Annotated in this window: 22 protein-coding genes and 1 pseudogene; 16 read left to right on the top strand and 7 right to left on the bottom strand. The window is 48.6% G+C overall.

What is annotated here, in order from left to right:
* Positions 1 to 41: 41 nt before the first annotated feature.
* The 3 genes from PAHA3_RS24970 to PAHA3_RS24960 all read left to right on the top strand — a co-directional run bounded on the left by PAHA3_RS24970 (position 42) and on the right by PAHA3_RS24960 (position 2,478).
* Positions 42 to 980 (top strand): NUDIX hydrolase, encoded by a 939-nt coding sequence (locus PAHA3_RS24970; protein WP_235599562.1) that lies wholly within the window; start codon positions 42 to 44, stop codon positions 978 to 980.
* A gap of 90 nt (positions 981 to 1,070) precedes the next feature.
* Positions 1,071 to 1,556: an NADAR family protein gene (locus tag PAHA3_RS24965; RefSeq protein WP_062837382.1), complete on the top strand. Its 486-nt coding sequence runs from the start codon at positions 1,071 to 1,073 to the stop codon at positions 1,554 to 1,556.
* On the top strand, positions 1,549 to 2,478 hold the full coding sequence (locus PAHA3_RS24960; protein WP_062837381.1) for a TIGR02452 family protein: 930 nt from the start codon (positions 1,549 to 1,551) through the stop codon (positions 2,476 to 2,478). The genes PAHA3_RS24965 and PAHA3_RS24960 overlap by 8 nt, the downstream gene beginning before the upstream one ends.
* Before the next feature lie 132 nt (positions 2,479 to 2,610).
* Here the strand turns inward: PAHA3_RS24960 and PAHA3_RS24955 are convergent, their stop codons facing one another.
* The 4 genes from PAHA3_RS24955 to PAHA3_RS24940 form a co-directional block, all read right to left on the bottom strand.
* Positions 2,611 to 3,561: an iron-hydroxamate ABC transporter substrate-binding protein gene (locus tag PAHA3_RS24955; protein ID WP_062837380.1), complete on the bottom strand. Its 951-nt coding sequence runs from the start codon at positions 3,559 to 3,561 to the stop codon at positions 2,611 to 2,613.
* A gap of 60 nt (positions 3,562 to 3,621) precedes the next feature.
* Positions 3,622 to 4,638: a FecCD family ABC transporter permease gene (locus PAHA3_RS24950; RefSeq protein WP_062837379.1), complete on the bottom strand. Its 1,017-nt coding sequence runs from the start codon at positions 4,636 to 4,638 to the stop codon at positions 3,622 to 3,624.
* Positions 4,639 to 4,640: 2 nt separating this feature from the next.
* On the bottom strand, positions 4,641 to 5,612 hold the full coding sequence (locus tag PAHA3_RS24945) for a FecCD family ABC transporter permease (RefSeq protein WP_062837554.1): 972 nt from the start codon (positions 5,610 to 5,612) through the stop codon (positions 4,641 to 4,643).
* A gap of 201 nt (positions 5,613 to 5,813) precedes the next feature.
* On the bottom strand, positions 5,814 to 7,544 hold the full coding sequence (locus PAHA3_RS24940) for an AraC family transcriptional regulator (protein ID WP_062837378.1): 1,731 nt from the start codon (positions 7,542 to 7,544) through the stop codon (positions 5,814 to 5,816).
* 394 nt (positions 7,545 to 7,938) lie between these two features.
* On the opposite strand from PAHA3_RS24940, the gene PAHA3_RS24935 reads away from it, so the two are divergent.
* Complete coding sequence (locus PAHA3_RS24935) at positions 7,939 to 8,940, top strand: Gfo/Idh/MocA family protein (RefSeq protein ID WP_062837377.1); 1,002 nt, start codon at positions 7,939 to 7,941, stop codon at positions 8,938 to 8,940.
* Between the two features lie 21 nt (positions 8,941 to 8,961).
* Positions 8,962 to 9,585: a pyroglutamyl-peptidase I gene (gene pcp, locus PAHA3_RS24930; protein ID WP_062837376.1), complete on the top strand. Its 624-nt coding sequence runs from the start codon at positions 8,962 to 8,964 to the stop codon at positions 9,583 to 9,585.
* A gap of 854 nt (positions 9,586 to 10,439) precedes the next feature.
* Here pcp and PAHA3_RS24925 read toward each other — a convergent pair.
* Positions 10,440 to 11,282, bottom strand: coding sequence for a 1,4-dihydroxy-6-naphthoate synthase (locus PAHA3_RS24925; protein ID WP_062837375.1), 843 nt, complete (start codon positions 11,280 to 11,282; stop codon positions 10,440 to 10,442).
* On the bottom strand, positions 11,279 to 12,184 hold the full coding sequence (locus tag PAHA3_RS24920) for a futalosine hydrolase (RefSeq protein ID WP_082762993.1): 906 nt from the start codon (positions 12,182 to 12,184) through the stop codon (positions 11,279 to 11,281). Before PAHA3_RS24920 ends, PAHA3_RS24925 begins: the two co-directional genes overlap by 4 nt.
* A gap of 1,135 nt (positions 12,185 to 13,319) precedes the next feature.
* Here PAHA3_RS24920 and PAHA3_RS24915 point away from each other — a divergent pair.
* The 11 genes from PAHA3_RS24915 (at position 13,320) to PAHA3_RS24865 (ending at position 25,232) form a co-directional block, all read left to right on the top strand.
* Positions 13,320 to 13,709, top strand: a complete 390-nt coding sequence (locus PAHA3_RS24915) for a GntR family transcriptional regulator (RefSeq protein WP_062837374.1) — start codon at positions 13,320 to 13,322, stop codon at positions 13,707 to 13,709.
* Positions 13,702 to 14,604 carry an ABC transporter ATP-binding protein gene (locus PAHA3_RS24910; RefSeq protein WP_062837373.1) on the top strand — a complete coding sequence of 301 codons (903 nt, stop codon included), beginning with the start codon at positions 13,702 to 13,704 and terminating at the stop codon, positions 14,602 to 14,604. The genes PAHA3_RS24915 and PAHA3_RS24910 overlap by 8 nt, the downstream gene beginning before the upstream one ends.
* The gene (locus PAHA3_RS24905) at positions 14,579 to 16,606 is read left to right on the top strand and encodes a hypothetical protein (protein ID WP_062837372.1); all 2,028 of its coding nucleotides are present in this window, start codon (positions 14,579 to 14,581) and stop codon (positions 16,604 to 16,606) included. Before PAHA3_RS24910 ends, PAHA3_RS24905 begins: the two co-directional genes overlap by 26 nt.
* 396 nt (positions 16,607 to 17,002) lie before the next feature.
* Positions 17,003 to 17,983, top strand: a complete 981-nt coding sequence (locus tag PAHA3_RS24900; protein WP_167350948.1) for a hypothetical protein — start codon at positions 17,003 to 17,005, stop codon at positions 17,981 to 17,983.
* Positions 17,984 to 18,054: 71 nt separating this feature from the next.
* Positions 18,055 to 19,089, top strand: a complete 1,035-nt coding sequence (locus tag PAHA3_RS24895; protein ID WP_062837370.1) for an alpha/beta hydrolase — start codon at positions 18,055 to 18,057, stop codon at positions 19,087 to 19,089.
* A gap of 52 nt (positions 19,090 to 19,141) precedes the next feature.
* Positions 19,142 to 19,678: a nickel-responsive transcriptional regulator NikR gene (gene nikR, locus PAHA3_RS24890; RefSeq protein WP_062837369.1), complete on the top strand. Its 537-nt coding sequence runs from the start codon at positions 19,142 to 19,144 to the stop codon at positions 19,676 to 19,678.
* Positions 19,679 to 19,965: 287 nt separating this feature from the next.
* Positions 19,966 to 21,624: an ABC transporter substrate-binding protein gene (locus PAHA3_RS24885; protein ID WP_062837368.1), complete on the top strand. Its 1,659-nt coding sequence runs from the start codon at positions 19,966 to 19,968 to the stop codon at positions 21,622 to 21,624.
* 42 nt (positions 21,625 to 21,666) lie between these two features.
* Positions 21,667 to 22,662, top strand: coding sequence for an ABC transporter permease (locus PAHA3_RS24880; RefSeq protein ID WP_062837367.1), 996 nt, complete (start codon positions 21,667 to 21,669; stop codon positions 22,660 to 22,662).
* Positions 22,659 to 23,672 carry an ABC transporter permease gene (locus tag PAHA3_RS24875; RefSeq protein WP_062837366.1) on the top strand — a complete coding sequence of 338 codons (1,014 nt, stop codon included), beginning with the start codon at positions 22,659 to 22,661 and terminating at the stop codon, positions 23,670 to 23,672. Before PAHA3_RS24880 ends, PAHA3_RS24875 begins: the two co-directional genes overlap by 4 nt.
* Before the next feature lie 2 nt (positions 23,673 to 23,674).
* On the top strand, positions 23,675 to 24,631 hold the full coding sequence (locus PAHA3_RS24870; protein ID WP_062837365.1) for an ABC transporter ATP-binding protein: 957 nt from the start codon (positions 23,675 to 23,677) through the stop codon (positions 24,629 to 24,631).
* Entirely contained in the window at positions 24,621 to 25,232 is a 612-nt protein-coding gene (locus tag PAHA3_RS24865; protein WP_062837364.1) for an ABC transporter ATP-binding protein, read from the top strand. The genes PAHA3_RS24870 and PAHA3_RS24865 overlap by 11 nt, the downstream gene beginning before the upstream one ends.
* Before the next feature lie 184 nt (positions 25,233 to 25,416).
* On the opposite strand, the pseudogene PAHA3_RS30655 reads toward PAHA3_RS24865, so the two are convergent.
* Positions 25,417 to 25,958, bottom strand: a pseudogene (locus tag PAHA3_RS30655) (cystathionine beta-lyase); the annotation flags it as partial.

Below are 25,958 nucleotides of genomic sequence, written 5' to 3'. Positions count from 1 at the left end.
TTAATAACAAATTGTTAATAACAGAATGGGGTTTGTATACGATGACTAACGAAGGTCCATCTGGAGGAAAAGCCCCCGATTACCGGGAGCATCAGGATCATGTACATATCAGTGAACAACAGTTTCTGGAAACGTATAATGCTGGTGATTACGAACGTCCTTCCGTCACCGTGGACATGTTGGTGTTTACGATTCGCAGTGAGGCTCAGGAGAACTATCGCAAGCTTGCGGAACCCGAACTCCAGTTACTGCTGATCCGGCGGGGCGGCCATCCTTATCTGGGACAGTGGGCGTTACCTGGCGGATTTGTCTCCATGCAGGAATCATTGGAAGATGCTGCTCGGCGGGAACTGCTGACGGAGACGGGGCTGGATGATATCTATCTGGAGCAACTGTATACATGGGGAGATGTGGAACGTGATCCACGTACGCGTGTTATTAGCTGTTCCTACATGGCGCTGGTCGATAGCAGCGAGTTGCAGCTTCAGGCTGGCGATGATGCCAGTGAGGCCAGTTGGTTTCGGGTGGAGCAGCGGCTTCTGGAAGAGAAACGCCATATCCATGAGCGTGGACGTGTGACAGAACGCAAGCTCCAGTTGATTTTGACCAATGGAACCGAAGAGTTGTCGGCCATTGTTGAGACGAAAGAAACGATGGAAGGAAAAGTACGAAGTCATCGTATGACGTTGGGTGAGGTTCAGGGGATTGCCTTTGATCATGCCAAAATCATTCATTATGCGCTTGAGCGTCTGCGATCCAAGATCGAGTACACGGATATTGCATTCAATCTGATGCCGGAGACGTTTACGCTGACTGCGCTTCAGAAAGTACATGAGATCATCAGTGGCAAAAAATTGCTGGCTGCTGCTTTCCGGCGTAAAATCGCCGATTGGGTCATTGAGACTGGAGAGTATGCGAGTAGTGCCGGTCATCGACCATCACGTTTATACAGATTGAACCCAGAGAGGCAGACACCCTGAAAAGGGGAAGCATCAATGAAATAGGAGAAGTGATTCAAGCCATGGGCGGGATCGCTGCATACATGAGGAACAAGTAAAGAGGGGATATAGATGGAAAAGTTTACGTTTTTCTGGCGGACTGCATCTCCGTTCTCACAGTGGCACCCGGCGGATTTTACCGTGAACGGGGTTCACTACACAAGTGCGGAGCAATACATGATGCATCAGAAAGCGCTGCTGTTTGGCGATCAGACCATCGCAGACAAGATTCTGAAGGCAAGCTCTGCTTCGGTACAAAAAAAGCTGGGCAGACAGGTCGCAGGCTTCGACCAGACAGTATGGGAAGCTGAATGTCAGCGCATTGTCTATGAGGGCAATTTGGCCAAATTTACACAAAACGAAGAACTGCTAACCGCGCTGCGTGCCACTCGTGGAACGACCCTTGTGGAAGCAAGCCCAGATGATCGCATCTGGGGTGTAGGGCTGGCGGAGGAAGACCCGCGTATTCGCAATCGAAGAACATGGCGGGGAACCAACTGGCTGGGTGAGATTCTGACCCGTCTAAGAGAAGATATAGGAAGTGATTCAGATGAATAATTTTAATAAATCAACAGGCTCCACTAGCTTCAATCCACGTTCCAAGCGGGCTAATATCGCACAGCAGACGTTGGCTATTTTGGATGAAGGGCAATACGTAAATGGGTATGATCGCAAGGTTGAGATCGGCACCGATGTGCAGCAAGCCATCCGAAATTCGGTATTATACCGTCCTTTAGAGCTTTCCGGGCTCAGAGAAAAGCTACGTACAGAAGCTCGCGCAGAAACTCATTCGGTAGCTTCATTAACTGAAGCAGAATCTGAGGCTGTGTCCGTTCGCATTGAGGTTACTGGCGAGACTACACTTGGAGCGGCTTCACGTTTGACGGTAGCTGAAGGAAGAGAAGATGTGGTCTGTCTAAACTTTGCATCGGCGAAAAATCCCGGCGGTGGTTTCCTTGGCGGAAGTCAGGCACAGGAAGAGAGTCTGGCCCGAGCGACGGGGCTATATCCGTGTATCGCTCAAATGGATGAAATGTACGAGTACAATCGCAAACAGCGATCGGGTCTCTATTCGAATTATATGATCTATTCACCGGATGTTCCGGTGATCCGGGATGACGAAGACCGATTGCTGGACAAATATTATGTATCATCATTCATTACTGCGCCGGCGGTGAATGCGGGTGTGGTGAAAGAGTGTGGAGAAGCGGATGATCTACAGATTGAGTCCGTGATGAAGGAACGTATCCGTTATATTCTGGACGTGGCTGCTACGAATGGTCATCGGACAATTGTTTTGGGCGCGTACGGTTGCGGCGTATTTCGTAATGAACCGGCAGTGGTGGCGAAGTATTTTCATGATGTGTTAGTGGGAGAGGCATTTAAGGACTCCTTTGAACGCATTGTATTTGCTGTATACGACCGGACAGCTGGGCAGCGAACATTAAAGGCATTTCAGGATCGCTTGACTGGGGTATAAACAGAGTAAAAAAAGATAATAGAAAACAAAAACCTCTGCTTTGAGCGGAAGAGATTATGATAACTCTCTAATCCCGTCTCTAAAGAGAGGTTTTTTGGTATTGTCACAAGTTAGTGTTGAGTGTACGGAAACTTACTTCTTGGAGAACATTTCTTTGGCTTCATCCATGGCCATTTTATTACCGATAGATGAATAATCCAGCCAAGGCTGTGCACCAATTGGGTAGACGTGACCGGCTTTGACTGCTTTCAGGCCTTGCCAGATCGGATTGTTTTGCAGCTCCTTGAACATGCTTTGGGCTTCATCATCCGAATTCACAACCACAAAGATCGCATCTGCATCATAGTCCGGCAAGATTTCACGGGAGACCACTTGATAAGGTTTGGTCGAATCGATGTCTGTAATGCCTTTGGCAGGAGTCAGACCGAGATCTTCATATAAAATGGGACCCATGGGACGGCGTGTGCTGAACACACGTAACTCTTTGGCAGTCACACGGATCGCCATCACAGTACCATTATCTCCAATCGTGTCATGAATCAGAGATTTCACTTCTTCCGTTTCGGCCGCGTAGTCCTGAATGTATTGCTCGGCTTCTTTCTCGCGATTCACGAGTTTGCCAATGTCTTTCAGATGGTCACGCCATGTACCGTCATCCAGATTGAAGACATGCACCGGAGCAATTTTTTCAAATTTGGCAATATCATCACCGGAGAATTCTTCGTCCAGATAGATTACATCGGGTTTCAGGGCAAGCAAAGCTTCCATATCCGGGTCTTTAACCGGACCAAGTGGCGTTGTATTTTGAAGACGATCAGCAACATGGGACAGGAAGGCCTTGGCTTCGCCACCGATAACGGAACCAACCGGAGTAATGCCGAGAGACAACAGATCATTGGTCAGATGGATCGACATGGAGGCGATGCGTTGCTCGCCCGAACTTGCGCTGTTGTCTTGATTTTCGGTTGAAGTATCTATGGACGAACCGCCAGAAGCAGATGATGAATTATTGGCCGTTCCACAGGCTGCGAGTACAAGCACCAGACAGATACTCATGACAAGCATAAGATTTTTCTTTAACATGGGTAGTCACATTCTCCTTGAACATCTCTTGGATGTCTTTATTGTTTTTGAAAAAAAAGATCACTTGCTTCGTACTAAAAGGTACAAAAAGTAAGGTGCACCAATTGCAGCAACCACCACGCCTGCGGGAATGGCGTTAGGCTGAAAGATCGTTCGCCCGATCGTATCGGCACTCACCAGAATAACCATACCGATGAGCCCGGCAGCTGGAATCAGATGCCGATGCATCGGACCGACAAGTCTGCGTGCCAGATGTGGCGCTGCCAGACCGATAAAGCCGATCCCACCAGCCATCGATACACTGACGGCAGACAAAGCCACGGCACAAAGCAGCAAAATAACACGCTGTGATCGGACAGGTGTTCCAATACTGGTTGCAGCAGCATCTCCAAGATTGAAGGCATCGAGTGTTTTGGATCGACTCCAAATATACGAGATACATAGCACCACCCAAGGAAGCAACGCTTGCACATGAATCCAATCCCGGCCCCAGACGCTTCCTGCCAGCCAGCGAGCGGCAAAGGAATAAGTGTCTTCATCCAGACGCAGGGACAGATAGAGTGTTAACGCATGGAACCCGGCCGCGACCGCGATTCCAACCAGAATCAGCTTAATGGGCGATACGCCGTTGTGCCGATCATAAGATAACAGCATGATGATCAGGGCGGCGGCCACACTGCCTGCAAAAGCAAACAGCGGAATCAGCAAGGCCACAGAGCTATCCAGTGTAAAGGAGAGACTAACAAACACCATTAGTCCAAACGCTGCCCCGGCATGCAATCCCAGAATGCCTGGGTCCGCCAATGGATTGCGAGTGATCCCTTGCAGCGCCGCTCCAGCAATACCAAGCCCCGCTCCGGCCAGTACAGTCACCAGAATGCGAGGCAGTCGGTAATCGAACAATACAATCTGATCATCCGGACTACCATTACCAAACAAAGTCTGCAACACAGCCATTGGGGAGAGACGAATGGTTCCCGTGTTCAGGCTGATCACAATAACGGCAATGGCGATGCAGAGCAGCGTAATACTGACAACTATCGAACGTTTACCTCGTGAAGGTGCATTAAAATTCATCGCTACAAGGCCCTCCTTTCTTTACGGGCCAGATAGAGGAAGAACGGTACACCGACAAAGGCGACCATAATGCCCACCGCGAGCTCCTCGGGAGGGTTCACGATACGTGAGCCCAGATCGGCGAGCACTAGCAGTACCGCTCCCAGCAGGGAGGACATTGGTATGATGAGTCGATAATCCACACCAACTAGTTTGCGGGAGATGTGAGGGATGACGAGTCCCACAAATCCGATCGAGCCCACTGCCGACACCGACACGCCAGCCAGCACAACAACTGCTGCCAGGGCGAGAAACCTCGTCCAACGCAGGTTGATCCCGAGATTAATCGCCACTTCTTCACCGAGTGACATAAGGGATACACGCCGGGCGAGTGGCATGATCAACACCAGCGTCACGAGCAGCACGGGAAGAATTAACTTCAGATGCCGCCATTCAATCCCGCCAAACCCACCCGCATACCAGAAGGCCAGATCCTGACTCAAGTCAAAATAAATGGCTACGCCTGTGCTGAGTGAGCTTAACATGGCGGCAACCACGGCCCCGGCAACGGTCAGTCTGATGGAACTCAGCCCACCAGGCGCTACCATTCCGAGTAGGAAGATGAGCAGTGTGCCCAGAACAGCCCCCACGAATGATAGAAACATGATCCAGCCGTAAGGCAGTCCGGGCCAAAAGGCAAAGCTCAGTGCCACGACAAAAGTAGCTCCTGCATTGATGCCCAGAATGCCCGTGTCTGCCAGCGGATTACGCGTAATACCTTGCATTAAAGCTCCTGCAACCGCAAAGGCAGAGCCGATCATAACGGCAGCAAGGACACGAGGCAGCCGCAGCTCATGAATAATCTGGTGTGGCGTCAGAGCCGGATTATACTGGAAAATGGCAGTCCATACCGTTCCCAGTGTGAGTCCTTTGGCACCTAACGAGATTGCGACAAACATACTTAGCAGCAGTACGGCTATGGCAGACAAAAACATCAGCCCAACCGTCACTGCAGATTTTCGTGAATTGGACGGACGATGTGGCAGTCCCGGATGTTGAATACGGGTCACTCCTTTGTTACCAACAACGTATTTCATTGTTATTGATTATCATTATCAATTAGTGATCATTATAAAATCTTAATTCAGGCCCGTACATGGCATAAATTAAGATTTCGGGAATGGACATTTTTTAGATTACAAAAGTGAAGGTTTGTTCGTCAACATAGAGAGCGCTTCATCCAGCTGGATGTTAATGGAATATGGAGCATATACGACCCATGAGTTCCAATCGATAAAATGAACCCTTCCGTTTTTTACGGCAGGATGGCTGTTCCACAGTGGATTCGAAGCCATCTCCTTCAACAGTGTTGCCTTTTCATGCATGGAGTTAATCGCCAGTACCAGCACATCTGCCTCCAGCCCGTCCCATTCTCCTGGTGTGAAGGGTAGCCAGTTGAAACCAACACCGGGAGATTTGCCAGCCACTTCATTCTGAATTCGCTGAGGAGCGGCCAATTGCAGGCTGCGGTAAAAGACATGTCCGAAGTTACGGTGACTGTACATCCGTGGTCCTTTAGGGGTCAACGTACCGACGGCAACCGTAATGTCCCCGACGAATTCCTTGATTTTTTTGCGTGCACGCTCTGCCTTACGTTCATGTCGATCCAGCCAATCTTTCGCTGCCTGGGTGCGATCCACAATGGATGCAATCTTCTGCAGATGACCGAAGACGTCTGTCTGGTTCCAGGGAATGGTGATAATTGGGGCGACATCGCCAATATGCTCCATCGCTTTCACAGCTGCGTTATCCTTGGTCAGAACCAATTCGGGATTCACATCAAGGAAGGCCTGACGCCCCTGTTCCCATGGTTCATAGGCGTGAAAGGGCAGCGTTAGTGATTTGGGCATATGAGGCAGGTGGCCCTGGATCTGAGCTGCACATGGCGTGATGCCAAGTGTCATCAGGTGATCCGTGTATGGATAAGAGAGTGACACGATGTTCCGGTGCACCTGCTTCGCATAGGAAGTTGGCGCATAACCGGCATGGTTCCGGAAACGTCGGCTGAAATAGAATTCGTCACGGTATCCCACTTCGCGAGCCACATCACGGATACGGAGATCGGAAGTGAGCAGTAATTCTTTGGCTCGGTTCATGCGCAGATGGGTGATGTATTCAATTGGATTTTTCTGCATGCGGCTCTTGAACAGCTGTGAGTAATAGGATGGGTGCATGCCTGCCAATTCTGCCAGCTTCTCCAGTTTGATCTCGTGCATGTAGTTTTCCCGCATATATTGCAGAGTTGACCGGAGCCACTGTTCAGGTTCATCTTGTCCCACCACAACGTCCGTCTGGTCTTCCTGAGGCCAGAGCATCTGGAGCAGGTCCGTCAGGAGGATTTGTGTTTTCAAGCCGGTGTGCGAACCTTCGTGGGTCATTTGTGTAAGTTGTGCAGCAATCCGTTGTATGCCATAAAAGGGCCCTTGAATCCAGCCAGTGACAGGTGAACCGAGTTCTCGTTCGTAGATTCGTCTAGCTTCTGTTTTCTCCGTTGCCCGAAACAGATCGAAGTGAATGATGTACAATTCAAACTCCTGGTCTTCATCACCAATCAGTTCAATCGCAGTGCCTGGTATACACAGACAAGCTGATTTGCGAACCACGTTGGATTCGGTCCCATTCATGATCAGTGTGCCAGTATATTTGTGCATATATATGAAGGTATGATTCGCAAGATCGTTTGCCTGCCAGCGCCATTTCCCACGTGTTGTAACATGCTCTGCCTGACGAAGTTCGATCAGGATATCATTTAGGAATGCATCCAGTTCCATCCGAGTAGTAGATTCCTTTTCTGAATTGGGACTTGTCTGCTGATGCAATATGTGTGGATTCATGCCGCTGTGGGCGGTACCGGGGATGGTAGTCATGGTGATATGCGACCTCCTCTCTTTTGAACAGTTTAGGTAATGATTGAATCTGGAACGTACAGTATAGTCAAATATTTATAATTAGCAGAGGGTATATAATCCCGTTATCAGGTGTGATCGATAGTTTAACCAGATTGTCGTTAGTTACAAGTATACTAAGGGACAAGAACTCTTGGCCCTAGTCTGCTGATTATCTTAGCAAATCTGCTGCAGAATTGAAATGTGTACAGATACGTTCGAGTCGCTAATAAGCTGGTGAAGCCTGATGAGAGAACATATTCGAAATCGTTTTCTGACGTAAGCGTTTCTTTTTGGTAAAATAAAGGGGATAACATGTTGGCCTGATCTGAATCATGAACCTTTTCAACTCAATTTGCAGTAGGGAGGCTATAATATGACAGAAGTAGTGGGACGGGATAAAGTACGTTGGGGCATTATGGGCACGGGATGGATAGCATCCCAGTTTGCAAAGGATTTGGAACATGCCGGGAACGCGGAGAAAGCAGCGGTAGGCTCGCGGACAGCGGGAAGCGCGGAGAAGTTTGCAGCTGAATATGGTTTTGCACGCGCTTACGGCTCGTATGATGAAATGCTGCAAGATCCTGAGGTAGATATTATCTATGTGGCAACACCTCATCCTTTACATAAGGAGAATGTGATGGCTTGTCTGGAGGCAGGCAAGGCGGTTCTCTGTGAAAAGCCGTTCACCATGAATGCGCGTCAGTTGGAGCAGCTGGTGGAGACTGCACGGGAGCGCAAGCTTTTCCTGATGGAGGGCATGTGGACACGCTTCTTGCCACCCATTGAACAAGCCAGAGCATGGATTGCAGAAGGACGGATTGGTGAAGTTCGTTTGGTCCAGGCAGACTTTGGATTCCGTGTGGGCTGGGAGCCGGAAGGAAGGCTGCTTAATCCGGATCTGGGTGGAGGCGCATTGCTGGATGCAGGGGTGTACCCGATCTCCTTTGCTTCGATGATCTTTGGCGAACAGCCCCAGCATGTATGGAGTACGGCAAATATCGGTGAGACGGGTGTGGACGAGCAGTTTTCGGTGTTGTTGTCCTATTCCGAGGGGCGTTCTGCATCACTTAGTGCTGCCATTCGTCTGAACCTCAGTAATGAAGCGGTTATCTACGGTACGGAAGGCAAGATTCGTCTGCCTTTATTCCTGGCGGGCAAAGAAGCTTATCTGCATGTGAATGGTCAAGACGAGCCCGAGAAGTTCACGGATGATCGAACATGCATTGGTTATGCTTTTGAGGCAGAAGAAGCGGGACGCTGTATCTTGGAAGGCCGCACGGAGAGCAATACCATTAAACTGGACGAATCTCTGGAAATCATGAAGCTGATGGATACGATTCGGGGCCAATGGGGATTGCGTTACAAATCGGAGTAAACAGACAGGAGTTGGCGTGTGATGGTGAAGATTCTGATATCCGGGTTTGAACCTTTTGGCGGGGATGCGGTGAATCCAACGGGAGCGTTAATGGAAGCTCTTGCGAACGAGGTGATGGAGGGTGCTGAGCTAAAAACAGTTCTGTTGCCCGTGCACTTCAATGAATGTGCAGATCTGCTGATCGCAGAGATGGAAGCCTATCGGCCAGATGTGGTCATCGCCTGTGGGCTGGCCAAGGGCAGAACGTCCATCACACCGGAGCGGATCGCCGTGAATGTCAAAGACATTCCGCCTGGCTCCTACGCGGATAACCAGGGGCAACGTCCGGTGGACGAGCCGATTGTAGACGGCAGCCCGGACGGTTTGTTCTCCACCTTGCCCATACGTGCCATGGTGAATGACATGTCGGCAGCAGGTATTCCGGCTTCCGTATCCAATACAGCGGGCACGTATATATGCAACAACACGATGTACCGGGTGCTGGATCACATTCGAGTAGGTCAGCTCCCGATCCGTGCCGGATTTGTACACTTTCCAGCCTCAACAGAGATGGCGGTGTTGCAGCCTTCTGTTCCTTCGCTGCCTATTCCCATGATGCTGGATGCGCTGCGGATTATGATCCGCACGGTTGTAGCTGAATCGTAGGGGAAGGTTGAAGTCTCGTTTGTCTGCGGTTGCAGCAGATCTTAGGCGAGGGTTGAATGCGTAGACTACGCGGTTGCGAAAGGAAGAGTAGTTGGTTGGGATGACGAAGTACAGTAGGGTTCAAGATGACGTGGAGAGCGTGGAGTTGCATGGGTTTCTTTCTGCTTCAATTTTGGGTTGAGTAGAGTGATAGATATGAGTATAGGTATGAAGTTGAATAAAACGTCAAAAAAAGAGTTGTCCCATCGTCATAAGTTTGACGTTAGGGACAGCTCTTTCTATTTCGTGTGTCATGTGTAGTGTAGTCCAAGATGGTTAGTGATGTCACTAGTTTGCAGCAAGTATCTTGATGCAAGTATTTCGCCTAGTTAAAAATCAGACTCTAAAACCGCAAACCGCAAACCGCAAACTCAGTAAGGCTTTTACAGATCTTGCTGGAAGTAGAGATTTAACTGAATAGGTACGGGGGAGTTAAAGAACAGAATCCTATTTATGAGCCTTCTGAATACAACCTTTACTAACCAGAAGTAACCAAACTCTTAAAAAACAAGACGTTAGAACACGACCATCATCCTGGCTAGCTAAAAAGTTTGTCTCCCCGAATGTACCCTGTACAGGACTCTAACGAACCGAGCGCACGCTATTCACTGGAAATCCGCACTCACCAATTTCTAACGAATCGTAGAATCGTTATTGTGCTTGAGTGTGAGAGTCTATCGGCAATTTGAACGAGATTTAGCCGAATAAGGTGTCTGAGATTCGTTAGAATTCTCAAATCACGTTATTCGGCTAAATAAGATGTGTTGGGTTCGTTAGATATACAACGAATAAATGTATCTCAAATAAAAACTTTGTTAGATTCGCAACAGATCAAGGTCGAATTCGGGGACGAGTCCTTCTTTCATGGCACGACCAAGCAGTGCAGTGATTGCACCGTAACCATCATCGCCCAGATTAGCGCTGAACTCGTTAACGTAAAGGCCGATATGCTGTGCAGCTACGTCAGGGTCCATTTCTTGGGCATGTTCCATAACGTATGCTTTCGACTCATCCGGGTGCGCCCATGCATATTCAACGGAGGCGCGTGCCCATCCAGCGAGGGCGTGAGCATCCATGTTGCGACGTGCAATGATTGCTCCAAGCGGAATTGGAAGACCCGTATCGCTTTCCCACCAGTTACCGAGATCCGTCATCAGTTTGAGATCGTAGTTCTGGTACGTGAAGCGTGCTTCATGGATGACAAGTCCGGCATCGATTTTACCGTCACGAACAGCAGGCATAATCTGGTCGAATGGCATGACGACAATTTCGCCTACGCCGCCAGGAACATTTTGAGCTGCCCACAGACGGAACAACAGATATGCTGTCGAGCGCTCGCTTGGTACAGCAACTCGTCGTCCGGACAGATAGCCAGGATCGGTCGTGCCATTTGCGGTCAGAACCAGCGGACCGCATCCTCTGCCGAGTGCACCTCCAGCAGGAAGCAGAGCATAGTCAGATAGCACGTATGGCAGTGCTGCATAAGATATTTTCATCACTTCAGGTGTATCGGGTCCATCGGGATTTGCCGCCAGACCATTGGTAATATCAATATCAGCATAACGGACATCCAGCTCAGGTGCGCCCGGGATCAACCCATGCACCCACGCGTGAAAGATAAATGTATCATTTGGACAAGGGGAAAATGCAATTTTCATGATGTAATAACCTCCCGTAAAATGGAACTTGCAGCCTGGAGCGCATCGAGGGCATCCTTGATGCGCCAAGCGTCGCGGTCGCGTGGACCGACCGCGTTGGATATGGCCCGCAGTTCGAGTGCTGGCACGCCGAACTGCTGAGCAGCTGTTGCCACGCCGAAGCCTTCCATGCCTTCGGCGGCGGCATCCGGCACGCGGCGCAATAGCTCCGCGGCCGTCTCTGCTGTTCCGGTCGCCGTTGACACGGTGACCGCAGTGCCTCCGCTGACAGCGAGCCCGGCCCGCTGCAGCTCATGGCGCAAGCGAGCGGCAAGCTCCGCGTCCGCCGCCACAATGGACGAGCCGAATCCGAGCTCGTCCACACTAAGGAAGCCGTCTGGCGTCTGCGAGCCCAGATCGGCAGCAACCATGGCGTCGGCTACCACGAGGGAGCCGACGTCTGCCCGGCCGGGGAACCCGCCGCCGATGCCGGCACTGATCACCAGCATGTAGGCTGGTGAATATCCGGCTCCGGCAAGGGGCCCCGGCCTTGAAGATGTGGCAGATGCCTGTGCCACATCGGATGGGCTTGGCGCAGTAGAACCCTGCGCCAACGCCCTAGTGCTTGCAGCCGCTACGGCATATGCCAATGTAGCGGCTGTTCCTGCTGCGGCCGAGGCTGGGCCAACGCCCGCTGCGATGACGTCAAATCGTTCCGCGCCCGTGTCTCCCAAACCACGGAGGACCGCATCTTTCTCCGCATCAACCGCGGTTACAATTAACACACGTTGTGATGAATTTGCTTGGACCGGACTTATATCTGAAGTGTTTATTTCCCCAGTTGAATCCCCGTGGTGTCCATTATTTTCGAATGATGCGTTGGGTTCATTATTCTGCTCTTTATCCTGTCTATGTTCATTCATCTCGGATTCTCCTTGTGAGGTATTCGAAGCGTAACCTATGCCTCCATAGTATCTTTCTTACAGCAAGCTTCTAGTTACACTTCTTAGGGTTATTACTTACTTCTATATTTTCGTGTATATATAGTTCAGCTTATATAAATGGAATTAGGACATAGTTTTGTCCACTACAAAAGGACATTTATCTTCATTTTGTCTTTCAAAGAGTGGACACTTTTTCTAAAAAGATACTATATCCATCCAGGAATATAAAACACTACATGTAGATGTTTTCAGATATAAAATTAAAAATAATCTATATGTAGAATATCAATTCCGGAGTACTTTCTCATGTCCGTGTCCACCCTTTGAAAGACAAATATGCAATATGTATGCTCAGTGCGGACAGCACGAGTTGGCCCTCCAAACGAACAGATAAACGATTGAAAAGGCCGGAGTCTGCCCGACCCATTCAACGCGAATGATATACAGACCTTCGATTTTTAGACCAACAAGCCAAATGAATAACGGGCCCAGTGTACACTCGACCACTGCATAGTAGCTCATTTGTGCAAACCCGAATTTATGCAAATACACAGTTTTGCTAACTCTGATAAGCTACCTGCTAAACAGCCACTACTGTGCAGACAATAGATCTATAACACAACACAACATATAGAACGCATAACAGACCCAACAATCATTCAGATTAAACACGCACAAAAAGTAACAAAGATAAAGATACAGTGATCATTGAACAATATTTCATTCCCATCATAACGGAAGGGGAAAGACCTGAACAACCTTTGCATGTAATTCTCTCAAAAGCGGTCAAGCAAAGTTTTGGGTAGCCGTATCACTTCGAGTAGCCACATCTAGTCACATCGCTTCAGATAGCCGTTTTGCTTCACTTTATGTGAACGCCACCCTGATAGAGCCCCGTCGTAAGCCAAGATGAACCTGCTTCCCAAAATTATATATGTCATTTAGACCATATGATATCTCTTTCTTAACGTACTCCGAATAAAACAAGAAGTCAAAGTCAACGGTTGACAATTCGATTTAACTGTATTAATAATAGTAGTACAGTTAATACACTTTAGATACAGTCATTTAAACCGATAGGTTATTTCACACATGTACAGAAAGGAGGTGCGGGATGTTCGAATTAGATGTACGCAGCCGTAAGGCGATCTACGAGCAACTAGTGGACAAAGTCAAAGAAATGATCGTATACGGTATTCTAAAGCCCGACGAGCAGCTTCCTTCCGTTCGTGCGTTATCCACGCAGCTGACCGTAAATCCAAATACGATTCAGAAAGCGTATCGTGAGCTTGAACGTGAAGGTTACATTTATTCTTTGCAGGGAAAAGGAAGCTTCGTATCATCGTCAGTGGAACATCCGAATGAAGCCATGAGAGATGAGATCAGAGAGTCTCTGGTGAAATTGATTGCAGAAGCTTCCTTTTCCGGTTTGACCAAGGCGGATATGACGCTTTTGTTTGAGGAAGCGATGGCCCGTATAGAAAAGGAGGAGCCTCATGATTGAGCTGAATCAAGTCGTCAAAGCGTTTGAACAGGAAAAGGCAGTGGATGGCGTAACGATGCACATACATAAGGGATCGATCTATGGTTTGCTCGGTTCCAACGGGGCAGGCAAGACTTCGCTGCTCAAAATGATGGCTGGTATTTACCGTCAGGACAGCGGGACTGTTCGTATCGAGGATACTGAAATTTATGAAAATATGGATCTCAAGGGCCGCACGATTTTTATGGCCGATTCGCCCTACTTTTTCCCGCAATCTTCAATTACGCAAATGGCTACATTTTATCGTTCTGTCTATCCGCGCTGGAATGAGGAACGGTTCAAGCAACTGGCGACCGTGTTCAAACTGGATGTAAAACGCAAGCTGCATCGCATGTCCAAAGGCATGCGCCGTCAGGCAGCCGTATGGCTGGGACTTAGTTGTATGCCTGAAGTGCTGCTGATGGATGAGCCGATTGACGGCCTCGACCCCGTCATGCGCCAGCAGATTAAAAACCTGCTGTTCCAGGAAGCAGCTGAGCGTCAAGTAACCATTGTCATCTCCTCGCACAATTTGCGTGAGATCGAAGATCTGTGTGACCATGTGGCAATTATGCACAAAGGCCGAATTATTGTAGAGAAGGATCTTGATGATCTGAAGGCTGATACGCATAAAATTCAGGTCGCTTTTCGCCACCCGGACCATGCCAAAGCCATGGATGAGCAAGTTGATATTTTACATGAAGAGAAGCGGGGAAGCGTATCCCTGTACATTGTCAAAGGCAACCGACAACAGGTAACCGATCAATTCCGTGTACATGATCCGTATCTGCTGGATGTATTGCCACTAACACTGGAAGAAATCTTTATCTATGAAATGGAGGACGCAGGGTATGATATTCAACCGATTGTTCTGTAACCGGGGCATCCTGATCCAAAATTTCAGACAGCATGGATGGATAGGCATCCTCTACCTGATCACATTGTTGTTCTCGTTACCGTTATATATCGCTACCGAATACAGGGACGCGCCACAGCAGATTACAAGTCTGTTTCAAGCTAATGGTGAGGTGCAGATTCTGTTCGCCATTACATTGCCCGTAGCGGCTGGCATCTTTCTGTTTCGGTATATTCAGTCCGGTGCACCGTCTGATCTGTTCCATAGTTTGCCGTTACGTCGTAAACATCTATTAACGGTAAATTTGTTGACCGGATATGCCATGATTTTGCTTCCAATCTGGATTACAACTGCAATTACCGGCTGGGTATGGGCAGTACTGGATCAACCTGCTTTTCTGTTCGATGGCAGCACGATCTGGATGTGGGGCTTGAGCATGAGCATCTACTCGCTATTTATGTTCATGCTTACTGTGGCGGTCGGCATGTGCATCGGGCAATCTGTGTTGCAGGGGCTTACCGTGTACGCGCTCCTCTTGTTACCTGTTGTTGTATGGTTCATTATGTCACTTCATCTCCAGCATTATTTGCTTGGATATCCGTACGATGAATTAGGACGTAATGCGGAAGAAATGTCACTTGTTCTTCGCATGGCTTCAATCAGTTATGCTCCTATCACTAATGGAGAACTTATAATCTATTCGATATTCGCAATCCTGTTTATTCCTCTGACTTATGTGCTCTATGCGAGAAGACAGGTTGAATCTGCTACGCAAGCAGTTACGTTTACTCTTGTGAAACCTATATTCCGATTTGGTTTAATGTTTACGTTGGTTCTGATTGGCGGAGCTTACTTCACGATTATTGCTCCAAGAGGATCAGCTGGATGGGGAATCTTCGGATATATTCTTGGTGGAATTGTAGGTTATATCGTTGCCGAGATGATTATTCGCAAAACATGGCTGATCTGGAGCAGCAGGCTATTGCCCAAGCTGATTCTGTATGGTATCGTCGCTGGTTTGGTATTGTACATCCCTATTGCCGACTGGAATGGATACGCTGCCCGAGTGCCTGAACTGAACAAAGTGAACAGCATCAAGCTTGGTGGGGAGCGTTATATCTATAGTAACGGTGTCAATCAGAAGATGGATGACGGTCACCTCTATTCCAATGATCCGGAATATATGGGGGCAGTTATCGCTCTTCATCAAAAAATTGTAGATTCCGATCTTCCTATACTGAATGATCCAATCAATCCAGGTATGCGTAATGATGAGTATGTATTTATTAACTACAAGCTGGATAACGGCAAGGTGATGAAACGTAAATACTATATTCCAGAAGCCGAATTCCATCAGGAATTAATGGCTCTGAAACAGTCTCAGGATTACAAAAGAGTCGCCTTTGAAACGTATAAGCTGGAAGAAGATGCATTAAGTTTTGGCATTCGCTCTGCCACTAGTTCATACCGAAAGGTGTATATTAGCAATCCGGAGCAAGTCCGTGAATTCAAGGAACTCTTGAAACAGGACATTTTGGACCAGACCTATGAAGAACAGCGCTCTCCGTGGCAGTCGTTTGCTTACGCGGAGATGAATCAGGACTCTACTTCGAAAGATCCATCTCAACCGAGGGAGATGTGGAACTTTGAGATCAAACCTAGCTATGATCGGGTATTGGCTTGGCTGAAGGAGAACAAATTATACGATCAGTTGCTTGTCCAAGCAGACGAGATTATCTCCGCACAGTTTGCGAAGCAGGAGATCAACAGTCCGGGTTTTCTTCAGTGGGCGAATCCGCAGCCAGAATATATCGATGGGAGTCTAAGCATCAAGAAGCAGGTCGCAACCCAAAACAAAGAAATCATTAGCGATTTGCTCAAACGTCAACGGTCTGGTTATAAAACAGAGAAAGATACCATCTACCAGATCAAGTTGAATGTAACTCGTGGCGAGAACATCTACATGATGCTGAAAGAAGAGGATCTGACCGAGGAAATGAAAGCTATTTTGGTCAATCAATAAGCTGAGCTGTATCAGTTGTTAACTATAAGCGGGAAGGGTTCTCCCGTTGATCGAAGGGTTGATATTAGACCAGTCAAACTAACACGACTTGACCAGATCCAGTCAATGGAATATATTAGAAAAAGGAAAAGTTCGAGCGACTCGTTCAATCGAATCTCATATGGAACGGCTTATGAGGGAAGCACCCGTAAGAGCAGGCAAATGCCTGACTTGCGGGTGCTTTTTTTGTCGTTCGCTTATTTTGTTGCGATTCTGCTAAATATTTTAGAAGAAAGGGTGTAGGGACGGATGCATACAGAAGCGTGGAAGGAAACGATGAATGAACAGGAGGTAATGGCATGTTGTTCCCTATTGGAACGATCAAGCGAAACTGACTTCATAGATTATCCTGGCTTGATGGAAGGAACGAAGGGTCGACAGCATATCGAAGATATAGCTTTAATGGAGACGAGTGACATTCTATTTCCTTCTCCAATAGGAGTTAGCCATAGTCACATGATGGAACAAAGTAACGTCCGGCGTCGTCAATTGCCATCGTTCGCTCGTCTTATTTTCGGAACACGTCTACTTATAGGGCTTGTAATTCTGTTCAGCGCAGGCACAATTTATTTTGCTTCCACAGCCGAGGCAGCGGGTATAGATCTTGGCGTAACCGCGCAGAAAGCTTGGGATTCCGTTCTGAACAAGGCAGATGCACAGACCAAATTAACCCTACAACGAGCGTACGAGAAAGTGGGGAGCTGGAAGACACAAGAGCAAGCTTGGGAACAAAAAATAAAGGCACTTCATGCCACCAATACCACGGAATTGGAACGATTGCGTGTAGGAATAAGACAAACTGACGACGCTAAGATCGCAGTTCTAGCTGAAAAGGTAAAGCAAACCCAAGCCCGTTATGAACCACTATTCGCCCTCTATAGTTCAGTCAATAGACAGCTGGATGCAGCCAAAGCGATCAAAAATAAGGAATGGAGTGCAGCGATTCGTACGCAGGCCGACACATTAAGACCCGTTGTACAGCTTGCCAGAGAAGACATTCGGATCAAGAAAAAGGAGCTTGCCGAAGCACGTAAACGGAAGACCACGGAAGTAAAACGTTTGCGCGCTATTCTGGCGGGGGCCGATCCGGTGAAGAAACAGATTCAAACGACGAAAAAACAGGCGAGCCTGGCGAAAGAACGCTATTCAAATGCCCTGCAACAGTTCAAACAGAGTACAAAGCAAGGTCAAACGTCACGTGTACTCAGCTCATTGAACGCATTGGCTTCAGCAACAGAGAAGTGGGCAGGCTCAAAACAAAATATCCACACACTGGAGCAAAAAGTATCCTCTACATACGTGAAAGTCAGACAGGAAATCGCCAAGAGACCCAAATAAGAGGAAACCCGGTTCACTCCGCAACGTACACCACTTTAGATGTAAAGACGCTTCAATGATGAGGGAACGAGGTGGAGCTGTTGCAGTCGAAGTTGGAAACGAAACGGGCGGGGAGAACAGGTTTTAAACGTAAAAGGTACTGGATTCCCATTCTAGTACTAGTCTTGATTACAGGTTTTGTTGGAATCGGTGCTCAACTAACACCGAAAATCACGATATTTTTACTGAAATCAGGCTTTGAACTTGCCAGTGCAGACAAGAACAGTAACGAAGCTGTTATCGCCGAAGGAGTAACACGTGTTGCGGATGTGCCCTATGCAGACGATGGTCGTAATGACAGTACACTGGATATCTATTATCCTTCCGTAACATCAGAACCTTTGCCTGTCGTACTGTGGGTTCATGGTGGTGGATGGGTCTTGGGAGACAAAGCGGACATCACAAATTATGCCGTACAATTAGCCAAACAGGGCTACGTTGTGGTCAGTATGAATTATGCGCTCGCACCGGATACGAAATATCCCACTCCCGTGGTTCAGACGAATCAGGCTTTGACTTACGTGAAGAACCATGCCAGTGAATTTCAGGGTGACCCGAAAAAAATATTTCTCGCAGGCAATTCGGCAGGTGCCCAGATCGCAAGTCAGACTGCGGCCGTGGTGACGAATCCATCCCTCGCCAAGCTGATGAATATAACGCCAACCACCCAGCCGGAAGAGTTACGCGGGGTCCTTTTATTCTGTGGACCTTACAATCTGAGCACGGTAGCGGAAACGGGATTTCCGCTCATACGGACATTTCTCTGGTCATATACCGGAGTCAAAACATTTGAAGAGTACCCGCGTCTGGATGAAATGTCTACCGTGTTTCAGGCCACAACAGAATATCCACCTGCCTTTATTACCTCAGGCAATGATGACCCATTGACCAGTCAATCGATTGAACTTGCACAAGTCTTGAAGCGACTTGATGTTGATGCGGAAACCTTGTTCTTCTCGAACTCATCCGAGAAGCTGGGGCATGATTATCAATTTGATCTGGAGACTGAAGCTGGACAACAGGCGATGCATTCAGCAGTACGCTTTTTGCAAGAGTATAGTCGATGAGCAGACAAGTCTATGGTACACTCGAAGCAAATGAGGGCGCAGGAGGAGAAGCATGGCAGATAAAGAAGATTTGACCCGGTTCGGGGTGGCGTTTCCGACACCTTTGATTGAACAGTTTGATCAGTATATTGAGGAACAGGGGTACAAAAACCGATCTGAGGCTTTCCGTGATCTTGTTCGAAAAACATTATTGCAACCCTCTGCACTGCAATCCGAGCAGGATGTGGCTGGCACCATTGTAATGGTCTACGATCACCATATTAGTGATCTTCCGATCCGCTTGATGGAGCTGCAGCATGAGGCGCATCATGACATCATCTCCAATATGCACGTGCATCTGAACCATGACCAATGCCTGGAGGTAATTGCAGTACGGGGGAATCTGGGACGATTGCGTCATCTGCATCAACAGATCCAGGTGCAAAAAGGGGTATTGTATGCAGAGCTCTCCGTGACTTATGTGGATGAACTCAACAAACTGGCTCATGCTCAGAGCAGCGGTCAGGATAACAATCCGAATCAAAGCCTGGATCATGATCACAGTGCGGGTCAGCATGGTCACAGTCATCATCATCGCTCTGCGGATTAAGACGAATTGCGAGTGTAATTTCTATGAAAATATAGCGAATCTAAAGAACAGACCATTGGTTAAGTGCCAACCGTCTGTTTTTTTGTCGTTTGTTATAATACCTGACTTTATAGAACGGTCTAGATGCTCGTTTATATAACTTTATAATTATAAGTTCGGTAATATGAAAATATTTGGATTTTGAAGTCAACTTAATTGACATACGGTTTGTGTTTTGTGCTACAATTTCTGTAAAAAGTAACACGAAATGAATCAGAGTAGCACATATTAGAGGGGGAACGACGAGAATGGGCAGATTTTCATGGAGATGGGGAAAACGAAAAGGTAGAACAGGATTAGGGATCCTGCTTGTATGTTCCATTGGTTTATCTGGTTGTGCACAGGGCACAGCGCCAACAGCTTCATCAGCAGAGAATGGACAATCAGGTACAGCCTTAACCAAAGATGAATTGGTGCTGGCCGTTGGCACAGAGCCGGAAGGCGGGTTTGATCCAACAACCGGATGGGGGCAATATGGGTCACCACTTTTCCAGAGTACCTTGCTGAAGCGAGATGCCAAGTTGCAACTGGTTAACGATCTGGCAACGACATATTCTGTTAGCGAAGATGGTCTGACCTGGACAGTTACGCTTCGGGACGATGTGAAGTTTTCGGATGGGGAGCCTCTAACGGCTGAGGATGTGAAATTTACATTTGAAACAGCTGCCAAGAGTGGGTCCGTGATTGATTTGACCAATATGGCTGATGTACAGGCATCCGACAATCGAACGGTCGTATTCACACTGAAGTCGCCGCAGTCCACATTCATCAGTCTGCTGACGACACTTGGCATTGTACCTGAACATGCCTATGGTGCTGATTATGCAGAACATCCGGTGGGATCAGGACCGTACAAGCTGGTTCAGTGGGACAAAGGACAACAGGTCATCGTGGAAGCGAATGAAGAATATTATGGTAATAAGTCTGCATTCCACAAACTCACCTTCCTCTATCTGGATGAAGATGCCGCCTATGCCGCTGCACAGGCAGGTACAGTGGATATCGCTGCTATCCCGGCAGCGTTTAGCAAACAACAGGTGAATGGCATGACATTAGAGGCCGTGAAAACCGTAGATAACCGGGGCATCATGTTCCCCATGCAACCTGCTGGTGCCAAGTCGGGCGATGGTCTTCCCGCAGGGAATGATGTGACATCCGATCTGGCGATTCGCCAAGCGGTGAATGTCGTGATTGATCGTAAGGCTTTGGTTGAGGGCGTACTGGAGGGGTACGGTCGTCCGGCTTATTCCGTCAGTGATGATCTGCCTTGGAGCAATGCGGAAGCTGTATTTACGGATGCCAATCTCGAAGAAGCGAAGCGAATTCTGGCCGCTGGTGGCTGGGCGGATGCGGACGGTGACGGTATCGTCGAGAAAAACGGCGTCAAGGCCGAATTCAATCTGCTTTATTTTGCAGGGGATTTAACAAGACAATCTCTGGCACTGGCTGCTGCGGATATGGTTGCCCCGGCGGGAATTAAAATCAATGTGGAAGGCAAAAGCCGTGAAGAAACGAAAAAAATGGCTTACTCCAACGCTGTATTATTTGGTTGGGGCAGTCATGATCCACTAGAGACGTATAACCTCTATAGCAGCACTCACAAGGGAGAAGGATATTACAATGTGGGACTGTACAGTAATCCTGTCGTGGATTCTTGGATGGACAAAGCCCTTCAGGCAACAAGTGAAGAAGAGGCATTGCCGTTCTGGCAGAAAGCCGAATGGGATGGAACAACAGGTTTCAGTTATCAGGGTGATGCACCATGGGCATGGCTCGTAAATATAGATCATCTGTACCTGGTTACGAATGGACTGAACATTGGCGAGCAGCAGATCCATCCCCATGGTCACGGCTGGCCGGTGACAACCAATCTGGAGGAATGGTCCTGGGATAACAGTACAAAGTAGGAAACGTAGCGGTAGCTTTAACCTGAATTGGGGAGAGATTGGATGACAGGCAGGAATGGATGGGCCAGATTTGTTGGTTTTAAAATGTTGCGACTTGTATCCTTATTGGTCGGAGTCAGTGTGTTGTCTTTTATATTAATGCAATTCTCTCCAGTTGATCCGATCGAAGCCTATATTGGTGGAGACATGATTAGAGTAAGTGCCGAACAGCGCAGTCTTATCGAAGAACGATGGGGATTGAATGAATCCCCTACAGAACGATTGCTCACTTGGGGACAAGCGCTGATTCAGGGAGATCTGGGAACATCGATGATTTACAGACAACCTGTAGCAGATATTATTCAGGAACGGTTCATGAATTCTGTCACGCTTATGGCTGTAGCCTGGCTATTATCCGGCATCTTCGGGTTCGCTCTTGGGGTAGTTGCTGCCATGAGACGTGATTCGAAGCTGGATCGCCTGATCTGCTGGTATTGTTATACACTGGCTTCCACGCCAGTATTCTGGATTGCGCTGTTGATGTTGATGGTATTTGGTGTGTGGCTTGGCTGGCTTCCGGTGGGGCTTGGGGTACCCGCAGGGATGTCAGCTGATCAGGTCACATGGGGAGATCGGGTTATTCATATGATTCTGCCAGCGTTGACTCTCAGCCTGACTGGGGTAGCTTCCATCGCTTTGCATACCCGGCAGAAGCTTACGGATGTGCTGGAGTCAGATTATATTCTGTTCGCGAGAGCGCGGGGTGAGCGTGGATTTCAGCTGTTCCGTCGACATGGGTTCAGACATGTTGTTTTACCAGCCATAACACTACAGTTTGCTTCATTCAGTGAACTGTTTGGTGGGGCTGTGCTTGCAGAACAGGTATTTTCATACCCCGGGCTGGGTCAGGCAACGGTCCAGGCGGGGTTACGCGGTGATGTTCCACTGCTGCTCGGACTTGTGATGTGCAGTGCAATCTTTGTTTTTACAGGTAATATGGTGGCCGACATTCTGTATCGTATGATTGACCCGCGGATGAAGGAGGAGCTGATGTCATGAAGCAGACGGTAGAACGCTCCTCTGAGCAGACGAGAGAATCAGTGGAAGTACAGAAAGTGAACACTGCAACTCAAGAGGCAAGGTACAACATTAATCAGGTATTACTACAAGCTGAGACTGGAAAAGAAACAGGAGCAACGCGTCAAACGAGAAAAGGTTATGCGGGTACCAACAATAACAACCAACATTTCCGTAATCCTCGAAAAAAGGCTTTGATCTGGGGCAGTTTCGCCGTGATCTGGATTGTCATCGTGTGGTTGACGGGCAGACTGCTTCCCGCTGGTTCTACGCTGACTTCATTAATGGATCGGAATTTGGCTCCAACCTGGGCGCATCCATTCGGCACGGATTGGCTCGGAAGAGATATGTTCATGCGTACGTTAAAAGGATTGGCGACCAGCATTCAAGTTGGATTACTTGCTGCATGTGGCGGTGGACTGATCGCACTGTTACTGGGTCTGGGCGCCGCTTCTAGCAAGGCTGCTGACCGAGTGATCTCGTGGATTATCGACTTGTTCCTCAGTGTGCCTCACCTGGTATTGCTGGTCATGCTGGCATTTGTATTCGGTGGAGGTTTGGCAGGAGTGGCGGCAGCGATTGCGCTGACTCACTGGCCGAATCTGGCCCGGATTGTAAGAGCGGAGATGATTCAACTGAAATCCGCAGAATACATTCAAATTTCACACAAGTTAGGCCAATCACGGTTACAGATTGCGGTGCAGCATATGCTGCCACACCTTGTTCCACAACTGTTCGTGGGCGTACTGCTAATCTTTCCCCATGCAATTCTGCATGAAGCAGCCATTACGTTTCTGGGGCTGGGGTTGTCCCCGCAGCAACCAGCAATCGGAATTATTTTGTCCGAATCGATGAGATATTTATCTGCTGGCATGTGGTGGCTCGCCTTTTTCCCGGGACTGGCATTGTTGCTGGTTGTTCGTGCGTTTGATGTATTGGGCAACAGTCTGAAGACGTTGACGGGTACAGGTAGTTCGAGGGAGGTGAGGTAAATATGGCTCTTCTTGATATTGAGGGAGTGTCGGTGTCATTTCGGCGTGCTCGCGGCTGGTTTGGGCACGAACAGACTTATGTTATTCAGAATCTGGATCTTTCCGTAAACGAGGGCGAGATCGTGGCTGTTGTAGGCGCAAGCGGATCGGGTAAAAGTGTGTTGGCGCAGGCCATCATGGGCATTTTGCCTGCCAATGCCAGGTTGGAAGGGCGTATTAGCTATAGTGGTGAGCCTTTGACCCTAGAGCGGCAGCTTCATCTGCGTGGTGATGAACTGATGTTGATTCCACAATCCGTCAGTTATCTGGACCCGCTGATGCAGGTGGGAAGGCAAGTTGAACCGGTAACCCGAAATTCGAGACGGAAGCGCGGGTTCATAACTCGATCTCTTATGAAAAAGACGGAGCAGGAGCTGACCGAGCGGTATCATCTACCTCGCGGAACAGTTGGAAAATACCCGTTCGAGTTGTCCGGTGGTATGGCAAGGCGAGTGCTGATGGCGACAGCGACCTCAGGTCAGCCCAAGCTGATCATTGCAGATGAGCCGACACCAGGCATCCATCCCGAAGTGTTGGCCGAGACGATGAAGCAATTTCGCGAGCTTGCAAATCAAGGCGTAGGTATCCTGTGGATTACGCATGATGTTACGACGGCCCTGACGGCCGCTGATCGCATCGCTGTATTTTATGCGGGTACCAATGTAGAGACGGCGCAGGTGGATGATTTTAAAGGGAATGGAGAACGTCTGCGTCATCCATATACGAAAGCGCTCTGGAATGCGTTGCCGCAGAATGGATTTCAGCCACTCCCAGGCTCCCAGCCATTGGCAGGTCAAGAGATCACGACAGGATGTTCATTTGCTCCCCGATGTAATGCAGCAACCGCTGTATGTACCCGCGAACGTCCAGAGCTTCGTAAGGTTCGGGGCGGAGAAGTGAGGTGTTTCCATGTCACTTGAAGCACGGGACGTGAGTTACCGTTACGATCCGAAATCGTGGGTGTTCCAGCAGATGAATATGCAGGTGCAACGGGGAGAAGTGGTGGGCTTATGGGGACCGAGTGGCTGTGGCAAAACAAGCCTTGGGCGCATTCTTGCAGGATATGCCGAACCCGTGGCAGGACAAGTACTTCTGGATGGGAAACCACTTCCTCATACAGGAGTATGTCCGGTTCAGCTGGTGTTCCAGCACCCGGAGAAAGCCGTGAATCCACGCTGGCGAATGCGTCGTGTACTTCAAGAAGCGGCTGTGCAGGATGAGCAGTTGCTCGAAGCTTTGGGTATTCAGCAGACCTGGTTGGACCGTAGACCGAGTGAATTATCCGGTGGAGAACTGCAGCGTTTCTGTGTGGCGCGAGCACTTGGGACAGCGACACGTTACGTGATCGCAGATGAGATGACAACGATGCTGGATGCGATCACGCAGGCACAGATCTGGCATACCGTGATGGAAGTGGCTCGCCAGCGTGATCTTGGATTACTGATCATAAGCCATGATCGGGATTTGCTGAACAGGTTGTGCGACAGAATTACACCGATGCCGATATCGATGTCACTGTAATTTTAAATATGTTCGAATAAACAAAATGATCAAATACAAAAGGGGAGCCCCTTGTTCAGTCATTGACCATGAATGTGAGTCATGGACTTGACTACGGGGCACCCTTTTTTTATTTTGACAAATATTCACCATTTAACGAACAGTATACGTTATGTTCGCAACGTACATAGATCTAACTAACAGTTTATTTGCCCGACACATTGCTTAACAACACAGACAATCTGCGCATGGCCTCTTCCACCGTAGAACGTGGACAGGCTACATTAATACGCATGAACCCTGTACCCTCTGCTCCAAAGAAGCTCCCGTCATTGAAAGCAAGCCCTGCTTCATGAAGCAGCATGTTGCATAGTTGCGCATGTGGGATATTCAGCTCCCGGAAATCCATCCATAACAGATAGGTTGCTTCGGGCAGAACCATTTTAATCTTTGGCATATGTTCCGCGACATATTGCTGTACATACTCCATATTCCCGCGGATATATGCAAGGCACTCATCGAGCCATTCCTCGGCACCGTTGTAAGCAGCTTCGGTTGCAACAGCTCCCAACGTACTGATACTGGCAAGTCCCATCGTTTTTACACCCTGCGCGAACGATTCCCGTAACTTGGCGTTAGGGATGATGATGTTGGATGTGCAGAGGCCAGGAATGTTGAACGTTTTGCTTGGAGCCGTACAGATTATACTTAGATCAGAGACGGCATCCGAGATCAGGGTCAGCGGTG

Origin of the sequence: Paenibacillus amylolyticus (assembly GCF_001570725.1) — a bacterium.
In the GTDB taxonomy this organism is placed as follows: Bacteria; Bacillota; Bacilli; order Paenibacillales; family Paenibacillaceae; genus Paenibacillus; species Paenibacillus amylolyticus_A.
The sequence above is the reverse complement of the archived record's forward strand: the minus strand, read 5'-3'. Positions and strand labels throughout refer to the sequence as shown.